Below are 15,988 nucleotides of genomic sequence, written 5' to 3'. Positions count from 1 at the left end.
GCTATCGCGACCTCTGATGGCGCGACCGTTGACCGGGCGGGCATTCATCGACAGCCTGCGGGACGGACGCGATGTCTTCTTCAACGGCGAGCGCATCGACGACGTCGCCGCGCATCCCGCGTTTCGCAACAGCGCTCGCTCGATGGCCCGGCTCTACGACGCGCTGCACGATCCCGCGCATCAGAGCGCGCTCACCTGCGCGACGGACACGGGAAACGGCGGCTACACGCATCGCTACTTTCGTCACGCGCGCAACGCGGACGATCTGGTCGCACAGCAGGAAGCGATTGCATCGTGGGCGCGGCTGACATACGGCTGGATGGGACGCACGCCGGATTACAAGGCGTCGATCATGAATACGCTCGACGTCAACGCCGGTTACTACGGCGCGCATGCCGACAACGCGCGGCAATGGCACAAGCTCGCGCAGGAAACGGTGCCCTTCATGAATCACGCGCTCGCCAATCCGCCGATCGATCGCGCGCGGCCCGAGCAGGCGCAGGATGTCTACATTCATATCGACGAGGAAACCGACGGCGGCCTCGTCATCTCGGGCGCGAAAGTGGTCGCGACCTCGGCCGCGTTCACGCACTACACGTTTCTCAGCCACCACGCGGGCATAGCGCGAAGCGACAAGAGCCGCGCCGTCATGTTCTTCACGCCGATGAACGCGCCGGGGCTCAAGCTCATTTGCCGCAATTCGTACGAGTATCAGGCAGCGCAGGCGTCGAGTCCTTTCGATGCGCCGCTCAGTTCCCGCTTCGACGAGAACGACGCGATCCTGATCCTCGACCGCGTATTCGTGCCGTGGGAAAACGTGCTGAGTCACGGCACGGACGCCATGCCGCCGGATTTCCCGACCGCTTCCGGCTTCATGCACGGCACGAGCTTTCACGGCTGCACGCGTTTCGCGGTGAAGCTGGACTTTCTCACCGGGCTGCTTTCGAAAGCGCTGCACGTCACGAGCGGCGACGAGTTTCGCGGCAATCAGGTGATGCTCGGCGAAGTCATCGCACTGCGTCACATGTTCTGGTCGCTCGCCAACACGATGGCGCGTCAGCCGGATCACTGGGTGCATGGCGCGGTGTTGCCGAATCTGCACGCGGCGCTGGCGTATCGCGCCCTTGCGCCGGATGCCTACGGGCGCATCAAGGAAATCGTGCACAAGATCGTGGCTTCGGCGCTGATCTATCTGCCCTCCTCGACGCGCGATTTCGACAACCCGGAGATCGATCAATATCTGTCCCGCTACGTGCGCGGCTCGAACGGCATCGGCCACCGCGAGCGCATCAAGCTGATGAAGCTCATGTGGGACGCGGTCGGCTCGGAGTTCGCGGGCCGTCACGAACTGTACGAACGCAACTACATGGGCAGCCACGAAGAAATCAAGGTGCATCTGCAAGCGATGGCGTCGGCGGATGGTTCGCTGGCACAGATGACCGATCTGGTCGATCAGTGCCTCGCCGACTATGACGAACACGGATGGGTGAATCCCGTCTGGAACACGCCATGATCCGGAGAGCGAGATGAATCCTTTCGATGACGAAACCGGCGAGTTTCTCGTGCTGCGCAATGACGAAGGGCAGCACTCCCTGTGGCCTTCTTTCGCCGCCGTGCCCGCCGGATGGAGCAGCGTGTACGGCGTGGCGACGCGTCAGTCGTGCATCGCCTACATCAACGAAAACTGGACCGACATACGGCCGGCAAGCCTGCGGCGCGAAGCGCCGTAGCACGGGGATAACAAGCACTTATGAAATTCATCAAGCTGCTGTTCGGCGAGGCCAGACGCGACCGCACGCCCTTGCTCCTGGCCTCGACCTTGCCAGGCGTGATGATGTCCGGCGTGATCGCGCTGGTCACGACCGTCGCGAACCAGGATCAGTCGAAAGGCCCGAACCTCTATCTGATGGCGTTCTTCTTCATCGCGAGCGTCGCGCTGCTTCTGGCGATGAACTATGCGCTCAACGCCACCACCACCGTGATTTCCAACTTCATCCTGCAGAAACGCCTGAGCATCGCGCGGGCGGTGCGATCGCTGGATCTGGAGGCCTATGAGAACATCGGCGCGATGCGCGTGGACTTTGCCATCGGCCGGGACTTGCAGACCATCGAGGAAGCCGCGCCGACCGTCATCGTGCTGATTTATTTCGTCACGCAACTATTGTCTTCGGCGCTGTATATCGGCTACCTGTCGCTGATTGCGTTCGGTGTCACGCTGCTGTTTCTGGGCGTCGCAACATTCTTTTATCGCAGCAGCTACAAGTATGCGGAAGCGCTTTCCAAAGAAGCGACAGAACTGGAAAGCGCGTTTCGTTCGAGCTTCGATCATCTGCTGCGCGGCTTTCGCGAAATCAAGATGAATGCGCGCCGCGACACCGACCTCTTCGATAACTACATCGTGCAGCGGGCGCTCGCCGTGCAGGATTTGCGCGTGAGTTCGGGGCGCGGCTTCAATCGCGGCCAGACGCTCAGCGACGCGTTCTTCTATGGCCTGCTCGGCTGCATGGTGTTTCTGATTCCGTACTACATCAGCGATACGTCGACGCCGGCGAAGATCATTCTCGTCATCGTGTTCTCGGGCGGCGCCATCGCCAGTCTGATTCAGGCGCTGCCCGCGGTGTCCCGCGCCGATCTCGCCGTGGACCGTCTGGACGTGCTCGAACGCGAACTGGAGCAGGTCAAACGCGCGGCGGAATCCGGGCCCGACGCATCGGCGCCCGTACTGGCGCACGGCATCACGCTGCGCGGCGTGAGCTACAGCTACAAGAATCCGGACGGACAGCAGGGCTTTCACGTCGGTCCGTGCGATCTCTTCATCAAGGCGGGTGAAGTGACGTTCATCGCCGGCGGCAACGGCAGCGGCAAATCGACCTTGCTCAATCTGGTCACGCAGTTGTACGCGCAGGATAGCGGCGAAGTGCGCTGGGATGAAAAGAACGTCACCGATGCCAATGCAACGGCGTATCGGCAATTGTTCTCGGTGATCTTCTCCGACTTTCATCTGTTCGATCGTCTCTATGGCCTCGATGCCGCGCAGGATGATCTGGCCGAGCTGATCAGGGAAATGGACCTCTCCGACAAGGTTCATTACAAGCTCGGGCGCTTCAGCACGACGGATCTGTCGAGCGGGCAGCGCAAGCGGCTCGCGATGGTCAGCGCGCTCGCCGAAGGGCGGCCCGTGCTGATCTTCGATGAATGGGCCGCCGATCAGGACCCTCAGTTCCGTCGCTATTACTACGAGAAACTGCTGCCGCGACTGAAGGCGGCCGGCAAGACAGTCATTGCAGTCAGTCACGACGATCGCTGGTTCGGTGCCGCCGACAAGGTCGTCTGGATGGAAGAAGGAAAAGTCGCGCGCGTGATGACGGCTGCCGCCGATACATAAAGCGTGTTATGTGTTTTTTCAGAAGCGCGCCGCGAATCGCCACACCGAAGCGAAACCGTCCAAAAGGCTTAAGGGCGAACAGCAAGTATCGTTTCTTTCATTGGGATGCCTAATATTCGAACGATGTCGTACGACATTCACGATTCGTTCGTTTTACAAAGAGGCATAACAATTGAACCAGAACCCTGCTCTTCTCAAGCTCGCGCGCGCCGGTGCCGCCTGGCTCGCCGCCGCGTCGATCGCGCTGACGCTCAGCGCATGCGGCGGCTCGGATGCATCGCTGCCACCGGCAACGACTTCCGCCGCGACCAGCGACGTCGTGAACAACGACGACGGCAATCCCGCCGCATCGGGCGCATCGGACACTTCGGCCGATCCGGCATCGGGCGCATCCACGCCTTCGGCAGATCCGACACCCACGCCCACGGGCTTCCAGGTCGGCACGACGACCTACGATCCCGCGCTGCCGCCCGAACCCACCCTGCCCCTGCCACCGCAGATCTGCGCGACGCTGCCCGCCGCGCTGACCGCGCAAGCCAACGGCCTGCTGCCCGACAGCGCCGACTCCACCAACACCGCGCCCGACAGCGCGCGCATCCAGGCAGCAATCGACGCGTGCAAGAACCCGTCGAGCAGCGGCCTTTCGACCAACAAGGCCGTGCGCCTCGTGCCCGGCCCGAACGGCGCGAACGCGTTCGTCGCCGGTGCGCTGAACCTGCAAAGCGGCGTCACGCTCTGGATCGACAAGGGCGTCACGCTGTTCGCCTCGCGCGATCCGCGTCAGTACGACAAGACCCGTGGCGTCACGAGCTGCGGCATCATCACGGCGAGCGACAACGGCTGTCTCGCGCTCATCAACGCAAGCAAGATCGCGAATGCCGCAGTGATGGGCGATGGCGTCATCGACGGACGAGGCGGCAGCCCGCTCGTCAGCAGCAAGCCGAACGATCCGGACCTGATGATGCGCCCGGACGGCAGCAGCACGATGAGCTGGTGGGATATCGGCTGGATGGCGAACAAGGTGCAGAACCTCGCGTAGAACAATCCGCGTCTCATCCAGATCAGCAATGGCCGCAACTTCACGCTGTATCGCGTGACGCTGCAGAACGCGCCGAAGTTTCACGTCGTGCCGAGCGGCGTCGATGGCTTCACCGCGTGGGGCGTGAAGATCTACACGCCGACCGCCGTCTACGAGGCGATGACGAACTATCTCGGCATGAACTACAGCCCGGACACGGCGAAGAACACCGACGGCATCGATCCCGCGAGTTCCGGCCCGATCACGAGCAATCCTGGCAACCTCGGCAAGCTGACTGGCGACGCGAGCAACATGCTGATCGCGTACACGCACATCCGCACCGGCGACGACAACATCGCGATCAAGGGCGGCACGGGCACCGTCAACGGACGCACGTACAACATCACAATCGCGCATAGCCGCTTCTATACGGGGCACGGCATGTCGATCGGCAGCGAGACGGCGGGCACGGACGCGGGCACGTCCAATCCGGACGTCACGGCGGTCGACGGCATCCTGCCGAGCGTGAGCAACGTGAATGTCTACGATCTCGTGCTCGACGGCGCCGACAACGGCCTGCGCATCAAGTCGGACTGGAGCCGCAGCGGGCTGGTGTCGAACATCCGCTATTCGAACGTGTGCATTCGCATGCCGGAGACGTCGACGGACGGCAAGCCACAGGCGCTGATCTTCTCGCCGTACTACAGCCCGACGAAGAACGGCGGGCTCTACCCGAACTTCAGGGACATCGCGCTCGATGGCGTGCGCGTCGTCAATGCGTCGAGCTACACGTTCCAGGGCTTCAACTCCGCGAGTCCGGTGATGCAAGGCTCGGGCTGGTCGGGCGGCACGCCCGGCTGGCCGGCGCCGCCGGTCGTGAATCCGTTGACGATCTCGCTGAACAACGTCGTCGCGGATGTCGCGCCGTCGAACTTCACGGTCGCCGATGCGCTCGTCACGATCGGCGCGGGCGGCACGTCGCTGCCGTTCAGGACAGGCGGCACAGTCAGTGTCACGCGCGCTGCGGCTGGCACGCAAAACGTCGCGCCGGTCGATTGCAGCATGGCGTTCGGGCCGTTTCCCGGCCAGTAAGGACGGGATTCATGCACTTTCGGTAAAGAATCGCCTGCCCGTGCCGATAACATGAAACAGCAGGAGCCGGACGATCGTTCGGCGCTTTATCGACACCGAGACAAGTGCCCCGGCGCCGCACGCCGGGGACCGACAACATCCGACAGAGAGAGAAATGGTCTTCAGCTACAGGGAAATGATGGTCACGCCGGCAGCGGTCCGGCAGGGCAATGTGTTTGCCGCGACGGCGCGAATCCAGGATTTGAACGGGATGGAACGTTCCGTGAGATTGCCGGGCGAATTCGCGAACGTCGAAGAAGCGATCCGCTACGCGATCGCGGCGGGCTTCGAATATATCGACTGCGAGCGGCGCTGCTGATTGCTCGCGTGCTGTCATCAGCAAAAAAATCGACGCCGCGACTTTCGTTCGCGGCGTCGTCGCATCGTCAGCTCAGTTTGATCGAAGCCGGATCGGCGGTCAGATAACCCACCGCCGCGCCGAAGCGATCCTTGTAGTTCGCGCGGATGAGCGGATCGAGCGTCGCCTGAACCTTGCAGTGCAGCGCGCTTTCCCAGTCGCCCGCGTGCTGGAAGTTGCTCATGATGTAGGTCCAGCCGTTGATCTCGTCGACCGCGTGAAGGCCGGTCGATTCCGCGCCCGCGGGCGCCGACAGGATGCGCGTCAGCGACTTCGTATCGACGTTGTACGCCCACAGGAAGTTGTTGACGTGCGCGCCGCTGTCCTCGCCGATGAAGAGCGTGCGCAGCTTCTCCGAGAACTTGAGGTTGTCCGGATTCGCGATGCGCTCCGGGTTCGCGAGATTGCCGAGCGCGTCGGCCGCGATGTCTTCGCCGACGAGCGCGGCGGGCGCGGCCATGTCGACCGGCACCCATTCGCTGTCGATCGCCGCGCCCGCCCGATCGCGCTGACCGGCCTTCAGGTTGAACGCGTAGACCGCGCCGGCGGTAATCGCTTTATCGAGCGCGATGTCGGTCGAATGCGCGTCGCCCTTCACCATCGACTTGACGATCTGCGACATCGCCGAGTAGACGATCTTGTCCTTCGCGTTGACCGTCGTGCCTTCGAGCTTGGTGAAGCACATGCTCGCGCCGCGCAGGGCGGCATAGCGATGCGTCTCCAGGAACGCGGCTGCCTTCTCCATGCCGGGCTTGATGCGAATCCAGTTGAACTTGCCGCCGAAGTGGATGCGCGTGTAGCTCGCGTCCAGCGTCGGGCCGACCTTTTCGTCGCTGACGACGTCCATGATGTCGGCGATCGTCAGCGTGTTGGCGAGGTTCTCGATTTCATCGCTCGTCGCGTGACCGAGGTTCAGCCATGTAAGCGTGGCCGAACCCGCGCCCGCCGATGACGTCTGCGCGCACTTCGCGACGTACAGCGTGCCCGCCGAAAGATCCGCCTGCTTGTCCGCGACGAACATGAAGACGCCGCCGTTGGTGGCGTCATCGCCCATCATCACGGTGCGCTGGTCGGGCATGACCTGAATCAGCTCGTGCGAGATGCGGCCGAGGCAATAGTGCTTCTGGATCGTGCCGGTGCCGTCGGGATGCACGGTGACTTCCGGCACATGGCCGTAGTGATACGGGCGCGCCTTCGTCTCGTCGCCGTAGAGATTGCGGCTGTATGCCTTGAACTGCGCGTCGCTCGAAGCCAGCGCCGCGTCCGGCTCGTACTCTTCGCTCGACAGATGCGTGTTCCACGGCGACAGGCTCGCGCCGCAGGTGATCCACAGGCCGTGCGCCTTCGACGTATCGACGTTCGCGTAGCTCACGAGCGAGAGCTTGCCGGTCGCCGGGTCCTGATCGAGCGTGAGCACGGCGATCGGCGATGGCAGGCGGCCGTACATGCTGGCCGCGCTCTGATCGCGCGTGGTGTATTCGAACTGCACGACTGCGAACACGGCGTTACCCTTCACGCCCTTCACCGTGGGATTGTCGAGCCTGATGAGCGACGTGCCGTCCGGGCAGTCCGAGAAGAACTGACGTTCCTTGCCCGCAGCCGAACGGTCGATGATCGGCTGATTGTCGATATCGAAGTACCCGCCCGCGACGATCGTGCCGCCCGCCGTGTTCGGCACCGTGTCGCCGGTCACGAAGAACGGCTGATACGCGAGCTTGTACGCGCGGCTGGTGCCGTCGCTGAAGTTCGCGGTCAGCGTCGAGGCGACGGTCGTTTTCGCCATCGCGTCGGGGGCGGCGAGGGTCGGCGCGGCCATGCCGCTGAACGTGGCCGTGGTGAACGCGGCCGTCGCTGCGGGCGCGGGCGTGGCTACGTTGCTGTCGCTGCCGCCGCAGGCCGTGAGCAGAGACGCTACGGCCGTGCCGCCGAGCGGCAGCATCGGTGCGCCGGCAAGGATCTTCAGTGCCTTGCGGCGGGAGAGGTCGAGTGGCTGCGCCATGTGTGGTTTCGATTCCTTGATTGTGGGTCGTATTCCGGTGATGGAAGTCTTCGTTTCAGACCGTTGCGGCCTGATATACCGGATGACGCGCTACTCTAGGAAATCAATGTGAAACCATTTTGACAAACTTACGTAATTATTCTGTTTATGTGTTGAAAGCGTGGCCAGATCGATGATGTGGTGCGGGTGGTGATCCACCCGCACCACGCCTCTCACCGATCGCCGCCCAACCACGTATCACATTGCTTGCACACGAGTGTCCGGGGCAGATTCGACTTGCGGCATTGCGGGCAGATCAGGTCGGGCGGCAACGGCGGAATCGAGCCGGGATGACGGTCCCATCGCTCGTCGTCGTATGCCTGATCGTCGGCGTGATAACGCGTGTCGTACCCCTTCCCGCTTCGGCGACGCCCGCCATCGAACTCATTCCCGAACAGCTTGCGCAAGAAGTTCATGCTTTTCCCCTTTTTTGTCATGTCTTCATGATTAAGCGCTTGTGCAGCACCCCCAGCCCGTTGCTCACGACGAGTCTTTCATCATTGCTTCGAAGTCCTTTGCATAGTTTCGAACATGAAAGCTTTTGCTGCCGGATCAGGACTTGCCGATAGTCCCTGGCCGGAACATACTGACTCCCGTTTTTTTGGCTGTATGACAAGTAAACACCCTGGAGTCACTCCAAGGTCAAGAAGAGTGTCGAGATGAAAATTGGGGAACTGGCGCGCATCACGAATTGCACGCCCGATACGATCCGCTTTTACGAGAAAGAAGGCCTGATTCCACCCGCCGCAAGGACGGACGCCAACTACCGGACCTATGACGAAACGCATGTCGAGCGGCTGCGTCTCATCAGAAACTGCCGCGAGCTCGATATGACGCACGAGGAAGTGCGCGCATTGCTTCAGGCTACGCAGGCACACTCGCCGAGTTGCTGCGCGATCAACGCGCTCGTCGATGCGCATATTCACCACGTCGGCACGCGCATCGACGAATTGATCAGGCTACGCGACCAGCTCAACGCGTTGCGCAAAAAATGCCGCGGCGAGCAGGTAACCGATACGTGCGGGATCATGCACGAACTGACATCGCGTAAAACGCCGGGGCGCAAGCAGAAGAAAACGCATCTCGCGTAGTGTTCTTTGCGCTTACATGCGGTCCGCTTCGATCACCGCATCGGCGAACGCCTTGGGCGCTTCCTGCGGCAAATTGTGGCCGATACCACCCGCGACGTTGCGATGCCTGTACTTGCCGGTGAACTTCTTCGCATATGCGGAGGGATCGGGATGCGGTGCGCCGTTGGCGTCGCCTTCCATCGTGATGGTCGGCACGCCGATCGTCGGTGCGCCGGCGAGACGCTGTTCGAGCGCGTCGTATTGCGCCTCGCCCTGCACGAGCCCGAGACGCCAGCGGTAGTTATGAATCACCACCGCGACGTGATCCGGGTTCTCGAACGATTTCGCCGAACGGTCATACGTCGCGTCATCGAAATTCCATTTCGGCGATGCGAGTTGCCAGATGAGCTTGTTGAAGTCGTGACGATTCGCCTCGTAGCCCACCTGGCCGCGCTCCGTTGCGAAGTAGAACTGATACCACCACGCGAACTCGGCCTTCGGCGGCAAGGGCGCGCGATTCGCCTGCTGGCTGCCGATCAGATAGCCGCTCACCGACACCATCGACCTCACGCGCTCGGGCCACAGCGCCGCGATGATGTTCGCAGTGCGCGCGCCCCAGTCGAACGCGCCGAGTGTGGCCTTCTGGATCTTCAGCGCATCCATGAGCGCGATGATGTCCACCGCGACCACAGCCTGCTGACCATTGCGCGGCGTATCGGCGGAGAGGAAGCGGGTCGAGCCGTAGCCGCGAAGATACGGCACGATCACCCGATAACCCTGCGCCGCGAGGATCGGCGCGACCTCGGCGAAGCTGTGGATGTCGTAGGGCCAGCCGTGCAGCAGGATCACCGCCGGCCCGTTGGCCGGCCCCGCCTCCGCATAGCCGACATTGAGCGTGCCCGCGTCGATCTGGCGGATCTCCGCAAAGCCCGCGCTCGACGATGCACGTTGCGTCGTTTGAGCGCGAACCAGGTCGCTCAACCCAAGCTGCATGGCGCCGACAGTGGCGATCGTCGTGCCGAGAAAGCGGCGTCGCCACGCGTTGATCTGATCATCAGGCATGTTGTGCTTCTCCTTGTTCGTTATGTTCGATGAAATCGTCTCACGCAGCCGACGCCCGCAGCGCCGCCAGCGTCGGTCCCATCGGTCGCACGCGCATGCGCGCATCGAGATGACGCCACGGCAGATCGGCGGGATCGGCGGCCATTGGGCCGGGCGCTTTCGCGACGAGTACGCGATGCGCGATCGGCTCGAAGTCGGCGCGAAAATGCACCGAACTCTTGTTCACCAGAATCTTCATGCGCTCGGGCTCGATGCCCGCGACGCGAAAGAGATTGCGGTCGAACACCTGCATCTTGATGCTGCTCACCGCGATACGCACACCGTCGATGCGCAGGCACGCGGTCGGCCCAAGTTCGCCCGACATGCCGTTGAGCATTGGTCCGTCGAAACGAAAGCGCCCGTCCGACAGATACTCGACTTCGAACTCGCCTTCAAGCGGGGAATCGCCCGGCACGTTCGAGCCGCCGCCCAGCGCCAGCCGGATGCGCGCGCCGACGCCCGCGCGATGCGCCGCACGCGCCGCCTGCTCGTCCCAGATGACGCCCACGGCCGCATCACGCGCGCCGTTGCGCAATAGCGCGCGGACCATGCCCATCGTGTTGGAATCGCCGCCGACGCCGGGGTTGTCCTGCGTATCCGCGATGATCACGGGCTTCGTCGCATCGCGGCTCGCGTCGATCGCTTCACGCGCGGCTTCGTCGGGCGAAAGGAACGGCACGTTCCAGCGCGCTTCGTCGTTCACGAGCTGCGCGTAGAGCGCGTCGACGGCCTGGTCCGCCGCGTCCTGATCGAGCGCGTAGCCCCAGAACACGGGACCGCATTCATCGAAATCCGATGCGGGAAAGCCCGGCGCGAACGACAGCGACACGACCTCCCTTTCAAGCGATTCGAGCATGCCGTACATGCCACGCGCGGGTTCGACGAGCGTGCACATGCCGTTCACCGGAATCAGGAACGGGATGCGGCGCATCGCGCGCTTCAACGGCTTGCCGTGCGCGATGCGCCGCGCCAGCAGATGCGCCGCGCGCAAACCGGTCTCGGCCATATCGACGTGCGGATACGTGCGATATGCGACGAGCGCATCCGCGAGTTCGACCATGCGCGCGGTGACGTTCGCATGCAGATCGAGCGAGACGACGAGCGGCATGTCTTCGCCGATGATTTTGCGCACGCGCGCCAGCAACTCTCCTTCGCCATCGTCGAGATGTTCGGTCACCATCGCGCCGTGCAGATCGAGATAGATCGCATCGAAGCCGCCCGCCTGTACGCGCTCGACGATCGCGCCTGCGATGCGCTCATACGCATCCTTCGTCACATGCGCCGATGCGCTCGCGCCCGCCCAGATCACCGGTATGAGTTCATGTCCTTGCGCCTCGGCCCACTGAATGAACCCGCCGATCGGCACGTTCACGTCGCGCAGCTTCAGGACATCGTCGCCGTGCGCCATCGGCGGGAAGCCTTCGCCCTGAATGAAGCTCTGGTAGCTCGCCTTCGTCGGCGCGAAGGTGTTCGTTTCGTGCTGGAATCCCGCGATCAGGATCTTCATGTTCGTCATCCTTATGAATATCGATTGAGGTTCAGGCCGTGCGCGCGCTGGCGGTGGCAACTTTGTGTTTGTTCGTCAGAATCAGCACGCATGAAAGCGCCGCCATGCACGCCATCACGACGAGGCCGCCGTTCGTGCTGCCGGTGGCGGACTTGACCCAGCCGATCACCGCCGGGCCCCAGAAGCCGCCCGACAGGCCGATCGTGTTGATGAGCGCGATGCCGCCCGCCGCGGCCGGACCGGCAATCGTTTCGGACGGAATCGCCCAGAAGACCGTGTAGGCCATCCACATGCAGGCCGTGGCGAGCGTGAGCAGCGTGAGCGTCGCGACGAGATTGCCCGACGCATACGGCGTCATCACCAGCAGCGCTGCGGCGCCGAGCGCGGGCAGCGCGCAGTGATAGCGGCGCTCGCCGACCTTGTCGGAGCGTCGTCCGGCGGCGTACATCGCGATTGCGGCGGCGACATACGGAATCGCGGCATACCAGCCGAGGCGGATCGTATCGCTGACACCCTGCTCCTTGATGAGCGTCGGCAGCCAGAAGCTGATCGCGTAGATCGGGAAGATGATGCAGAAGTACGCGATCGCCAGCAGATAGATGCGCGGGTTCTTCGCGATTTCCCGGAACGAATCGATGCGGTGCGACGCCCCGCCATGACCGCCGACTTCCGCTTCGACGAGACGCTGTTCGTCCTGCGTGAGCCAGCGCGCATCGGCCGGACGGTTTGCGAGCACGCGCCACACGAGCGCACCGAGCGCGATGCACGGCAGGCCTTCGATGAGAAACATCCACTGCCATCCCGCCAGTCCGCCGACACCCGCGAGCGACGAGATCAGCCACGCCGACAGCGGCCCGCCGACGACACCGCCGAGCGGCCCCGCGACGAACACGAGCGCGATCGCGCGGGCCATGCGCTTCGGCCCGTACCAGCACGACAGGTAATAGATCATGCCCGGCGCGAAGCCTGCTTCGAAAACGCCGAGCAGAAAGCGCATCGCGTAGAACGCGGGCACGTTGTGCACGAACAGCATGCACGCCGACGTGATGCCCCACAGCACGAGAATGCGGCTGAACGTGAGGCGCGCGCCGATCTTCGGCAGCATCAGGTTGCTCGGCAATTCGAACAGCACATAGCCGATGAAAAAGATCCCGGCCCCGACGCCGTACGCTGCATCGGAAAAGCCGAGATCGCTTTGCATCTGAAGTTTCGCGAAACCCACGTTCACGCGGTCCAGATACGCGAACATGTAGCACACGATGAGCAGCGGCAGGAGCCGCCAGTTGATTCTGTTGTAGAGCGCCGAAACGGCATCGCCGCCTCGCAGGGTCTGAATCGTCGACATCCGCGTCTCCTGGTTTGTCTCCCCCGTCTTCGGGTAAGGCCATGTTGAGCGCGTGCGACTGTGCGAGCAAGAGCAACTAAGTTCACGTATCGTTGCTCTGTGAGCAACACGGAGTCAATGACCATGCGGGAAATCAATCAGCAACGGCTGCGCTATTTTCAGGAAGTGCTGTCGCACGGCACGATTCGCGGCGCGGCGGACCATCTGAATACGTCGCCTTCGGTGATCGCGCGGCAGATCAGATTGCTCGAAGACGAACTCGACACGACGCTGTTCGAGCGCGAACCGCGCGGCGTGCGGCCGACCGAGGCGGCGTTTCATCTGCTCGAATTCTGGCGCGGCTACCGCTCGCAGCAGGAAAGGCTCGAAGACCAGTTGCACGCGCTGAAGGGTTTGCAGCAGGGCCAGATTCGGCTCGCGGTGAGCGAAGGTTATGTCGATACGCTCGTCGACGACGTGCTCGCGCCGTTCTGCGCGCGCTACCCGTGCCTGGAAATCGACGTGCAGATGCTCGCCGTCGACGACCTTCTGGAAGAAGTCGCACAGAGCCGCGCGCATATCGGGCTCGCGTACAACCCGCCGCCGCACGAGCGCATCGAAATTCGCGCGAGTTCGCCGCAGCCGGTCGTGCTGCTCGCGCGGCGCGACCATCCGCTGGCGCGGCGCGGCGGCGACGCGAAGATTCGCGATCTGCTCGACTATCCGCTCGCGCTGATGCCGCCGACCTTCGGCATCGGGCATGTCGTGAAGATGCTGGAGACGACCGACAATCTCGCGATCCGCCCGACGCTCACGACGAACTCGCTCGGCGCGCTGAAGCGCTTCGTCGCGGCAGAGAATTTCATGACGCTGATCGGCGAGTTCGCCGCGTATCGGGAACTGGCGAGCGGCGAGCTGACGACGATTCCGATCGCGCATCCGCTGTTCGAAAGCGCGCAGGCAAAGTTGCTCGTGAAGACCGGGCGGCCACTCGCGGCGGGACCGCAGGAATTGCTCGACTGGATTCTCGAACGCATGCCGATGTTCGCGCGGCCGCCCAGTTCGCCTGTTTCGCCCGTCAAACGAGCGCGCCTTCGGGCACCTCGGCGAGACGCGCCGCCGGAGAAACCGCGATGATCCACGCCTGCACCACGAACCCCGCCGCCGCCGCGACGAGGCACGGCCCCATGCCGTAGCGCGCGCTGATGGCCGCGCCGAGCAGCGCGCCGAGCGGCCGCGCGCCGTACGTCGCCGTGCTGTTGAGCGCCGAGACGCGGCCCATCATGGTCGCGGGCGTGATGGCCTGGCGCAGCGTCGTGGAGCCGACGGTCCACAGAATCGGTCCCACGCCCAGCAGGAAGAAGCTCGACGCCGCGAGCCAGAATGACGGCGCGGCGAGCGTCGCGACCATCGCGAGCGATGCGGCGAGCCCGCAGAACGGCCCGACGAGCAACATGCGGCCAAAGGCGACGCGCCGCGCGACCACGGGCGCGGCCAGCGCGCCGCATACCATGCCGACGCCGTACGCGCCGAGCGTCACGCCGACCGCCGACGCGCTCAAGCCGAGCCGCTGCACCGCGTACGGCACATAGACCGACTGCAACGTGAAGAAGCCGATGTTGAAGAACACGGCGGTGGCGAGCATCGGGCGCAGCAGCGCGTCGCGGGCGACGAAGCGCGCGCCCTCGCGCAACTCCGTCAGGAAATGGCGCGCGGCGGCGCGCTGGCGTGGCGGTTCGCGCAAACCCGCGAGCAGCATCGCCGCCGATGCCGACAGCCCCGCCGCGCAACCGTACGCCCATCCCGCGCCGATCCATCCGACGAGCAGTCCGCCCAGCGCCGGCCCCGCCGAATACGCGACACTGCGCGCCAGCTCGATCCGGCCGTTGGCGGCGGGCAGCGCGGTCCGCTCGACCAGCGCCGGAACGAGCGCGGGCGCGGCGACGTTGTAGGCCACCGTGCCGGTCGCGCCGAGAAAGCCGAGGAGCGCGAGCAGCGGCAGCGTCAATGCGTGCGACAGCACGAGCAGCAGCACGCAGAGCATCGCGAGCGCGCGGGCGCATTCGGCCACCGTCATCAGCGCGCGGCGCGAGCGGCGATCCGCGATCACGCCGAGCGGCATCGAAAGCAACAGGAACGGCAGCGTCTGCGCGCTCTGCAACAGGCCGATATCGACCGCGGACGCGCCGAGCGCGAACACGGCGGCGAGGGGCGCGGCGGCAAGGCCGATCTGCTCAGCCGATTGCGCCAGCAGATTCGACCAGGCCAGGCGCTGAAAGGAAGCGGGAAAGCGCATCGAAGTGGCTCCGTGACGGGATGGGATGACCCATCCTCACGGATGCGGCGCGCGCCGGCACTCCAGTTCTTGCGCCGTGATTCGGCTTATTGCGCGCCGCTTTCGAGCTTCGCCTTTTCCGCCGCGATCTGATCGGCGATCTTAGCCGCGAGATCGTCGAGCGAGGAAATCGATTCGGCCGTATTGATGACGAAGCGCGCCGCCGCGCCGTAAGGCTTGGGCGCGGCCGCCGACTTCTGCCCTTTTAGCTCGCCGCTCGTGTCGATCTGCGTGAGCGGCGCGTCCGGGCTCGCCGCGAGATCGGCAAGCTGCACGGTGACGTGCGTGTTGGGCGCGCCCTTGCCCGACGAACCCATCGACGGCAATCCGGCGCCGAGTCCGGTGGACAGCGTTTCGTCGAACTCGCCGGTGACGAGCCAGCCCGACCCGGGCGGCGGCGATTGCGAAGTCAAATGACACGCGCCGATGCCCTTCGCGTTGAGCGCCTTGACGATGCCGTCCGCCAGCGCCGATGCGTTCTGATCGACCTTCATCGAATTGCGCGCGGCGCGCAGCCGCGAGCCGGGAAAATGCGACGCGCTGCTTTGCTGGCTCACCGGCGTGAAGTCGCGCACCTGAACCAGCCTGCCTGCGTTGGCCTCGTTCACGCCCGGACATGGCGGCGCGGCGTCGGCGAGCGCGAGCGTGCTGATCGCGCAGCCGAGCACGGCCAGTGAAACGCGTAAGGATGATGTTTTCATCGATTGTCTCCGGCTCGCAT

Annotated in this window: 15 protein-coding genes; 8 read left to right on the top strand and 7 right to left on the bottom strand. The window is 64.0% G+C overall.

Features of this window, described 5'->3' with window-relative positions:
- Positions 1-16: 16 nt before the first annotated feature.
- The 6 genes from AWB80_RS03755 (at position 17) to AWB80_RS03735 (ending at position 5,853) form a co-directional block, all read left to right on the top strand.
- Entirely contained in the window at positions 17-1,513 is a 1,497-nt protein-coding gene (locus AWB80_RS03755; RefSeq protein ID WP_061173293.1) for a 4-hydroxyphenylacetate 3-hydroxylase N-terminal domain-containing protein, read from the top strand.
- Positions 1,514-1,526: 13 nt separating this feature from the next.
- Positions 1,527-1,730, top strand: coding sequence for an MbtH family protein (locus AWB80_RS03750; RefSeq protein WP_061173292.1), 204 nt, complete (start codon positions 1,527-1,529; stop codon positions 1,728-1,730).
- A gap of 20 nt (positions 1,731-1,750) precedes the next feature.
- Positions 1,751-3,385, top strand: coding sequence for a cyclic peptide export ABC transporter (locus AWB80_RS03745; RefSeq protein WP_061173291.1), 1,635 nt, complete (start codon positions 1,751-1,753; stop codon positions 3,383-3,385).
- A 172-nt stretch (positions 3,386-3,557) separates the two neighbouring features.
- Entirely contained in the window at positions 3,558-4,424 is an 867-nt protein-coding gene (locus AWB80_RS44775) for a glycoside hydrolase family protein (protein WP_244206380.1), read from the top strand.
- 15 nt (positions 4,425-4,439) lie between these two features.
- The gene (locus AWB80_RS44770; protein ID WP_425266831.1) at positions 4,440-5,495 is read left to right on the top strand and encodes a glycosyl hydrolase family 28 protein; all 1,056 of its coding nucleotides are present in this window, start codon (positions 4,440-4,442) and stop codon (positions 5,493-5,495) included.
- Between the two features lie 154 nt (positions 5,496-5,649).
- A complete protein-coding gene (locus AWB80_RS03735; protein WP_061173290.1) occupies positions 5,650-5,853 on the top strand; it encodes a hypothetical protein in 204 nt (67 codons plus the stop codon).
- Between the two features lie 67 nt (positions 5,854-5,920).
- Here the strand turns inward: AWB80_RS03735 and AWB80_RS03730 are convergent, their stop codons facing one another.
- Positions 5,921-7,891 (bottom strand): PhoX family protein, encoded by a 1,971-nt coding sequence (locus tag AWB80_RS03730; protein WP_061173289.1) that lies wholly within the window; start codon positions 7,889-7,891, stop codon positions 5,921-5,923.
- 212 nt (positions 7,892-8,103) lie between these two features.
- Positions 8,104-8,346 carry a hypothetical protein gene (locus AWB80_RS03725; RefSeq protein WP_061173288.1) on the bottom strand — a complete coding sequence of 81 codons (243 nt, stop codon included), beginning with the start codon at positions 8,344-8,346 and terminating at the stop codon, positions 8,104-8,106.
- A 243-nt stretch (positions 8,347-8,589) separates the two neighbouring features.
- On the opposite strand from AWB80_RS03725, the gene cadR reads away from it, so the two are divergent.
- Positions 8,590-9,021, top strand: coding sequence for a Cd(II)/Pb(II)-responsive transcriptional regulator (gene cadR / locus AWB80_RS03720; RefSeq protein WP_061173287.1), 432 nt, complete (start codon positions 8,590-8,592; stop codon positions 9,019-9,021).
- A 12-nt stretch (positions 9,022-9,033) separates the two neighbouring features.
- On the opposite strand, the gene AWB80_RS03715 is transcribed toward cadR, so the two are convergent.
- The 3 genes from AWB80_RS03715 to AWB80_RS03705 are packed head-to-tail and all read right to left on the bottom strand — an operon-like array spanning position 9,034 to position 12,953.
- Entirely contained in the window at positions 9,034-10,062 is a 1,029-nt protein-coding gene (locus AWB80_RS03715) for an alpha/beta fold hydrolase (RefSeq protein ID WP_061173528.1), read from the bottom strand.
- 40 nt (positions 10,063-10,102) lie between these two features.
- Positions 10,103-11,608: a M81 family metallopeptidase gene (locus AWB80_RS03710; RefSeq protein ID WP_061173527.1), complete on the bottom strand. Its 1,506-nt coding sequence runs from the start codon at positions 11,606-11,608 to the stop codon at positions 10,103-10,105.
- Positions 11,609-11,639: 31 nt separating this feature from the next.
- Entirely contained in the window at positions 11,640-12,953 is a 1,314-nt protein-coding gene (locus tag AWB80_RS03705) for an MFS transporter (RefSeq protein WP_061173286.1), read from the bottom strand.
- A 123-nt stretch (positions 12,954-13,076) separates the two neighbouring features.
- Here AWB80_RS03705 and AWB80_RS03700 point away from each other — a divergent pair, with 123 nt between their 5' ends.
- Positions 13,077-14,069 carry a LysR family transcriptional regulator gene (locus AWB80_RS03700; protein WP_061173526.1) on the top strand — a complete coding sequence of 331 codons (993 nt, stop codon included), beginning with the start codon at positions 13,077-13,079 and terminating at the stop codon, positions 14,067-14,069.
- On the opposite strand, the gene AWB80_RS03695 is transcribed toward AWB80_RS03700, so the two are convergent.
- Entirely contained in the window at positions 14,011-15,228 is a 1,218-nt protein-coding gene (locus tag AWB80_RS03695) for an MFS transporter (RefSeq protein ID WP_061173285.1), read from the bottom strand. The two genes, AWB80_RS03700 and AWB80_RS03695, sit on opposite strands and share 59 nt — an antisense overlap.
- Positions 15,229-15,314: 86 nt before the next feature.
- Positions 15,315-15,968, bottom strand: coding sequence for a hypothetical protein (locus tag AWB80_RS03690; protein WP_061173284.1), 654 nt, complete (start codon positions 15,966-15,968; stop codon positions 15,315-15,317).
- Positions 15,969-15,988: the final 20 nt, after the last annotated feature.

It is taken from the genome of Caballeronia pedi (genome assembly GCF_001544915.2).
Lineage (GTDB): Bacteria > Pseudomonadota > Gammaproteobacteria > Burkholderiales > Burkholderiaceae > Caballeronia > Caballeronia pedi.
The sequence above is the reverse complement of the archived record's forward strand: the minus strand, read 5'-3'. Positions and strand labels throughout refer to the sequence as shown.

Bases quoted from the DNA above. Each gene is read 5' to 3' on its own strand.
- AWB80_RS03755 (WP_061173293.1), top strand. From the start codon at position 17: ATGGCGCGACCGTTGACCGGGCGGGCATTCATCGACAGCCTGCGGGAC.
- AWB80_RS03750 (WP_061173292.1), top strand. From the start codon at position 1,527: ATGAATCCTTTCGATGACGAAACCGGCGAGTTTCTCGTGCTGCGCAAT.
- AWB80_RS03745 (WP_061173291.1), top strand. From the start codon at position 1,751: ATGAAATTCATCAAGCTGCTGTTCGGCGAGGCCAGACGCGACCGCACG.
- AWB80_RS03735 (WP_061173290.1), top strand. From the start codon at position 5,650: ATGGTCTTCAGCTACAGGGAAATGATGGTCACGCCGGCAGCGGTCCGG.
- AWB80_RS03730 (WP_061173289.1), bottom strand. From the start codon at position 7,891: ATGGCGCAGCCACTCGACCTCTCCCGCCGCAAGGCACTGAAGATCCTT.
- AWB80_RS03725 (WP_061173288.1), bottom strand. From the start codon at position 8,346: ATGAACTTCTTGCGCAAGCTGTTCGGGAATGAGTTCGATGGCGGGCGT.
- cadR (WP_061173287.1), top strand. From the start codon at position 8,590: ATGAAAATTGGGGAACTGGCGCGCATCACGAATTGCACGCCCGATACG.
- AWB80_RS03715 (WP_061173528.1), bottom strand. From the start codon at position 10,062: ATGCCTGATGATCAGATCAACGCGTGGCGACGCCGCTTTCTCGGCACG.
- AWB80_RS03710 (WP_061173527.1), bottom strand. From the start codon at position 11,608: ATGAAGATCCTGATCGCGGGATTCCAGCACGAAACGAACACCTTCGCG.
- AWB80_RS03705 (WP_061173286.1), bottom strand. From the start codon at position 12,953: ATGTCGACGATTCAGACCCTGCGAGGCGGCGATGCCGTTTCGGCGCTC.
- AWB80_RS03700 (WP_061173526.1), top strand. From the start codon at position 13,077: ATGCGGGAAATCAATCAGCAACGGCTGCGCTATTTTCAGGAAGTGCTG.
- AWB80_RS03695 (WP_061173285.1), bottom strand. From the start codon at position 15,228: ATGCGCTTTCCCGCTTCCTTTCAGCGCCTGGCCTGGTCGAATCTGCTG.
- AWB80_RS03690 (WP_061173284.1), bottom strand. From the start codon at position 15,968: ATGAAAACATCATCCTTACGCGTTTCACTGGCCGTGCTCGGCTGCGCG.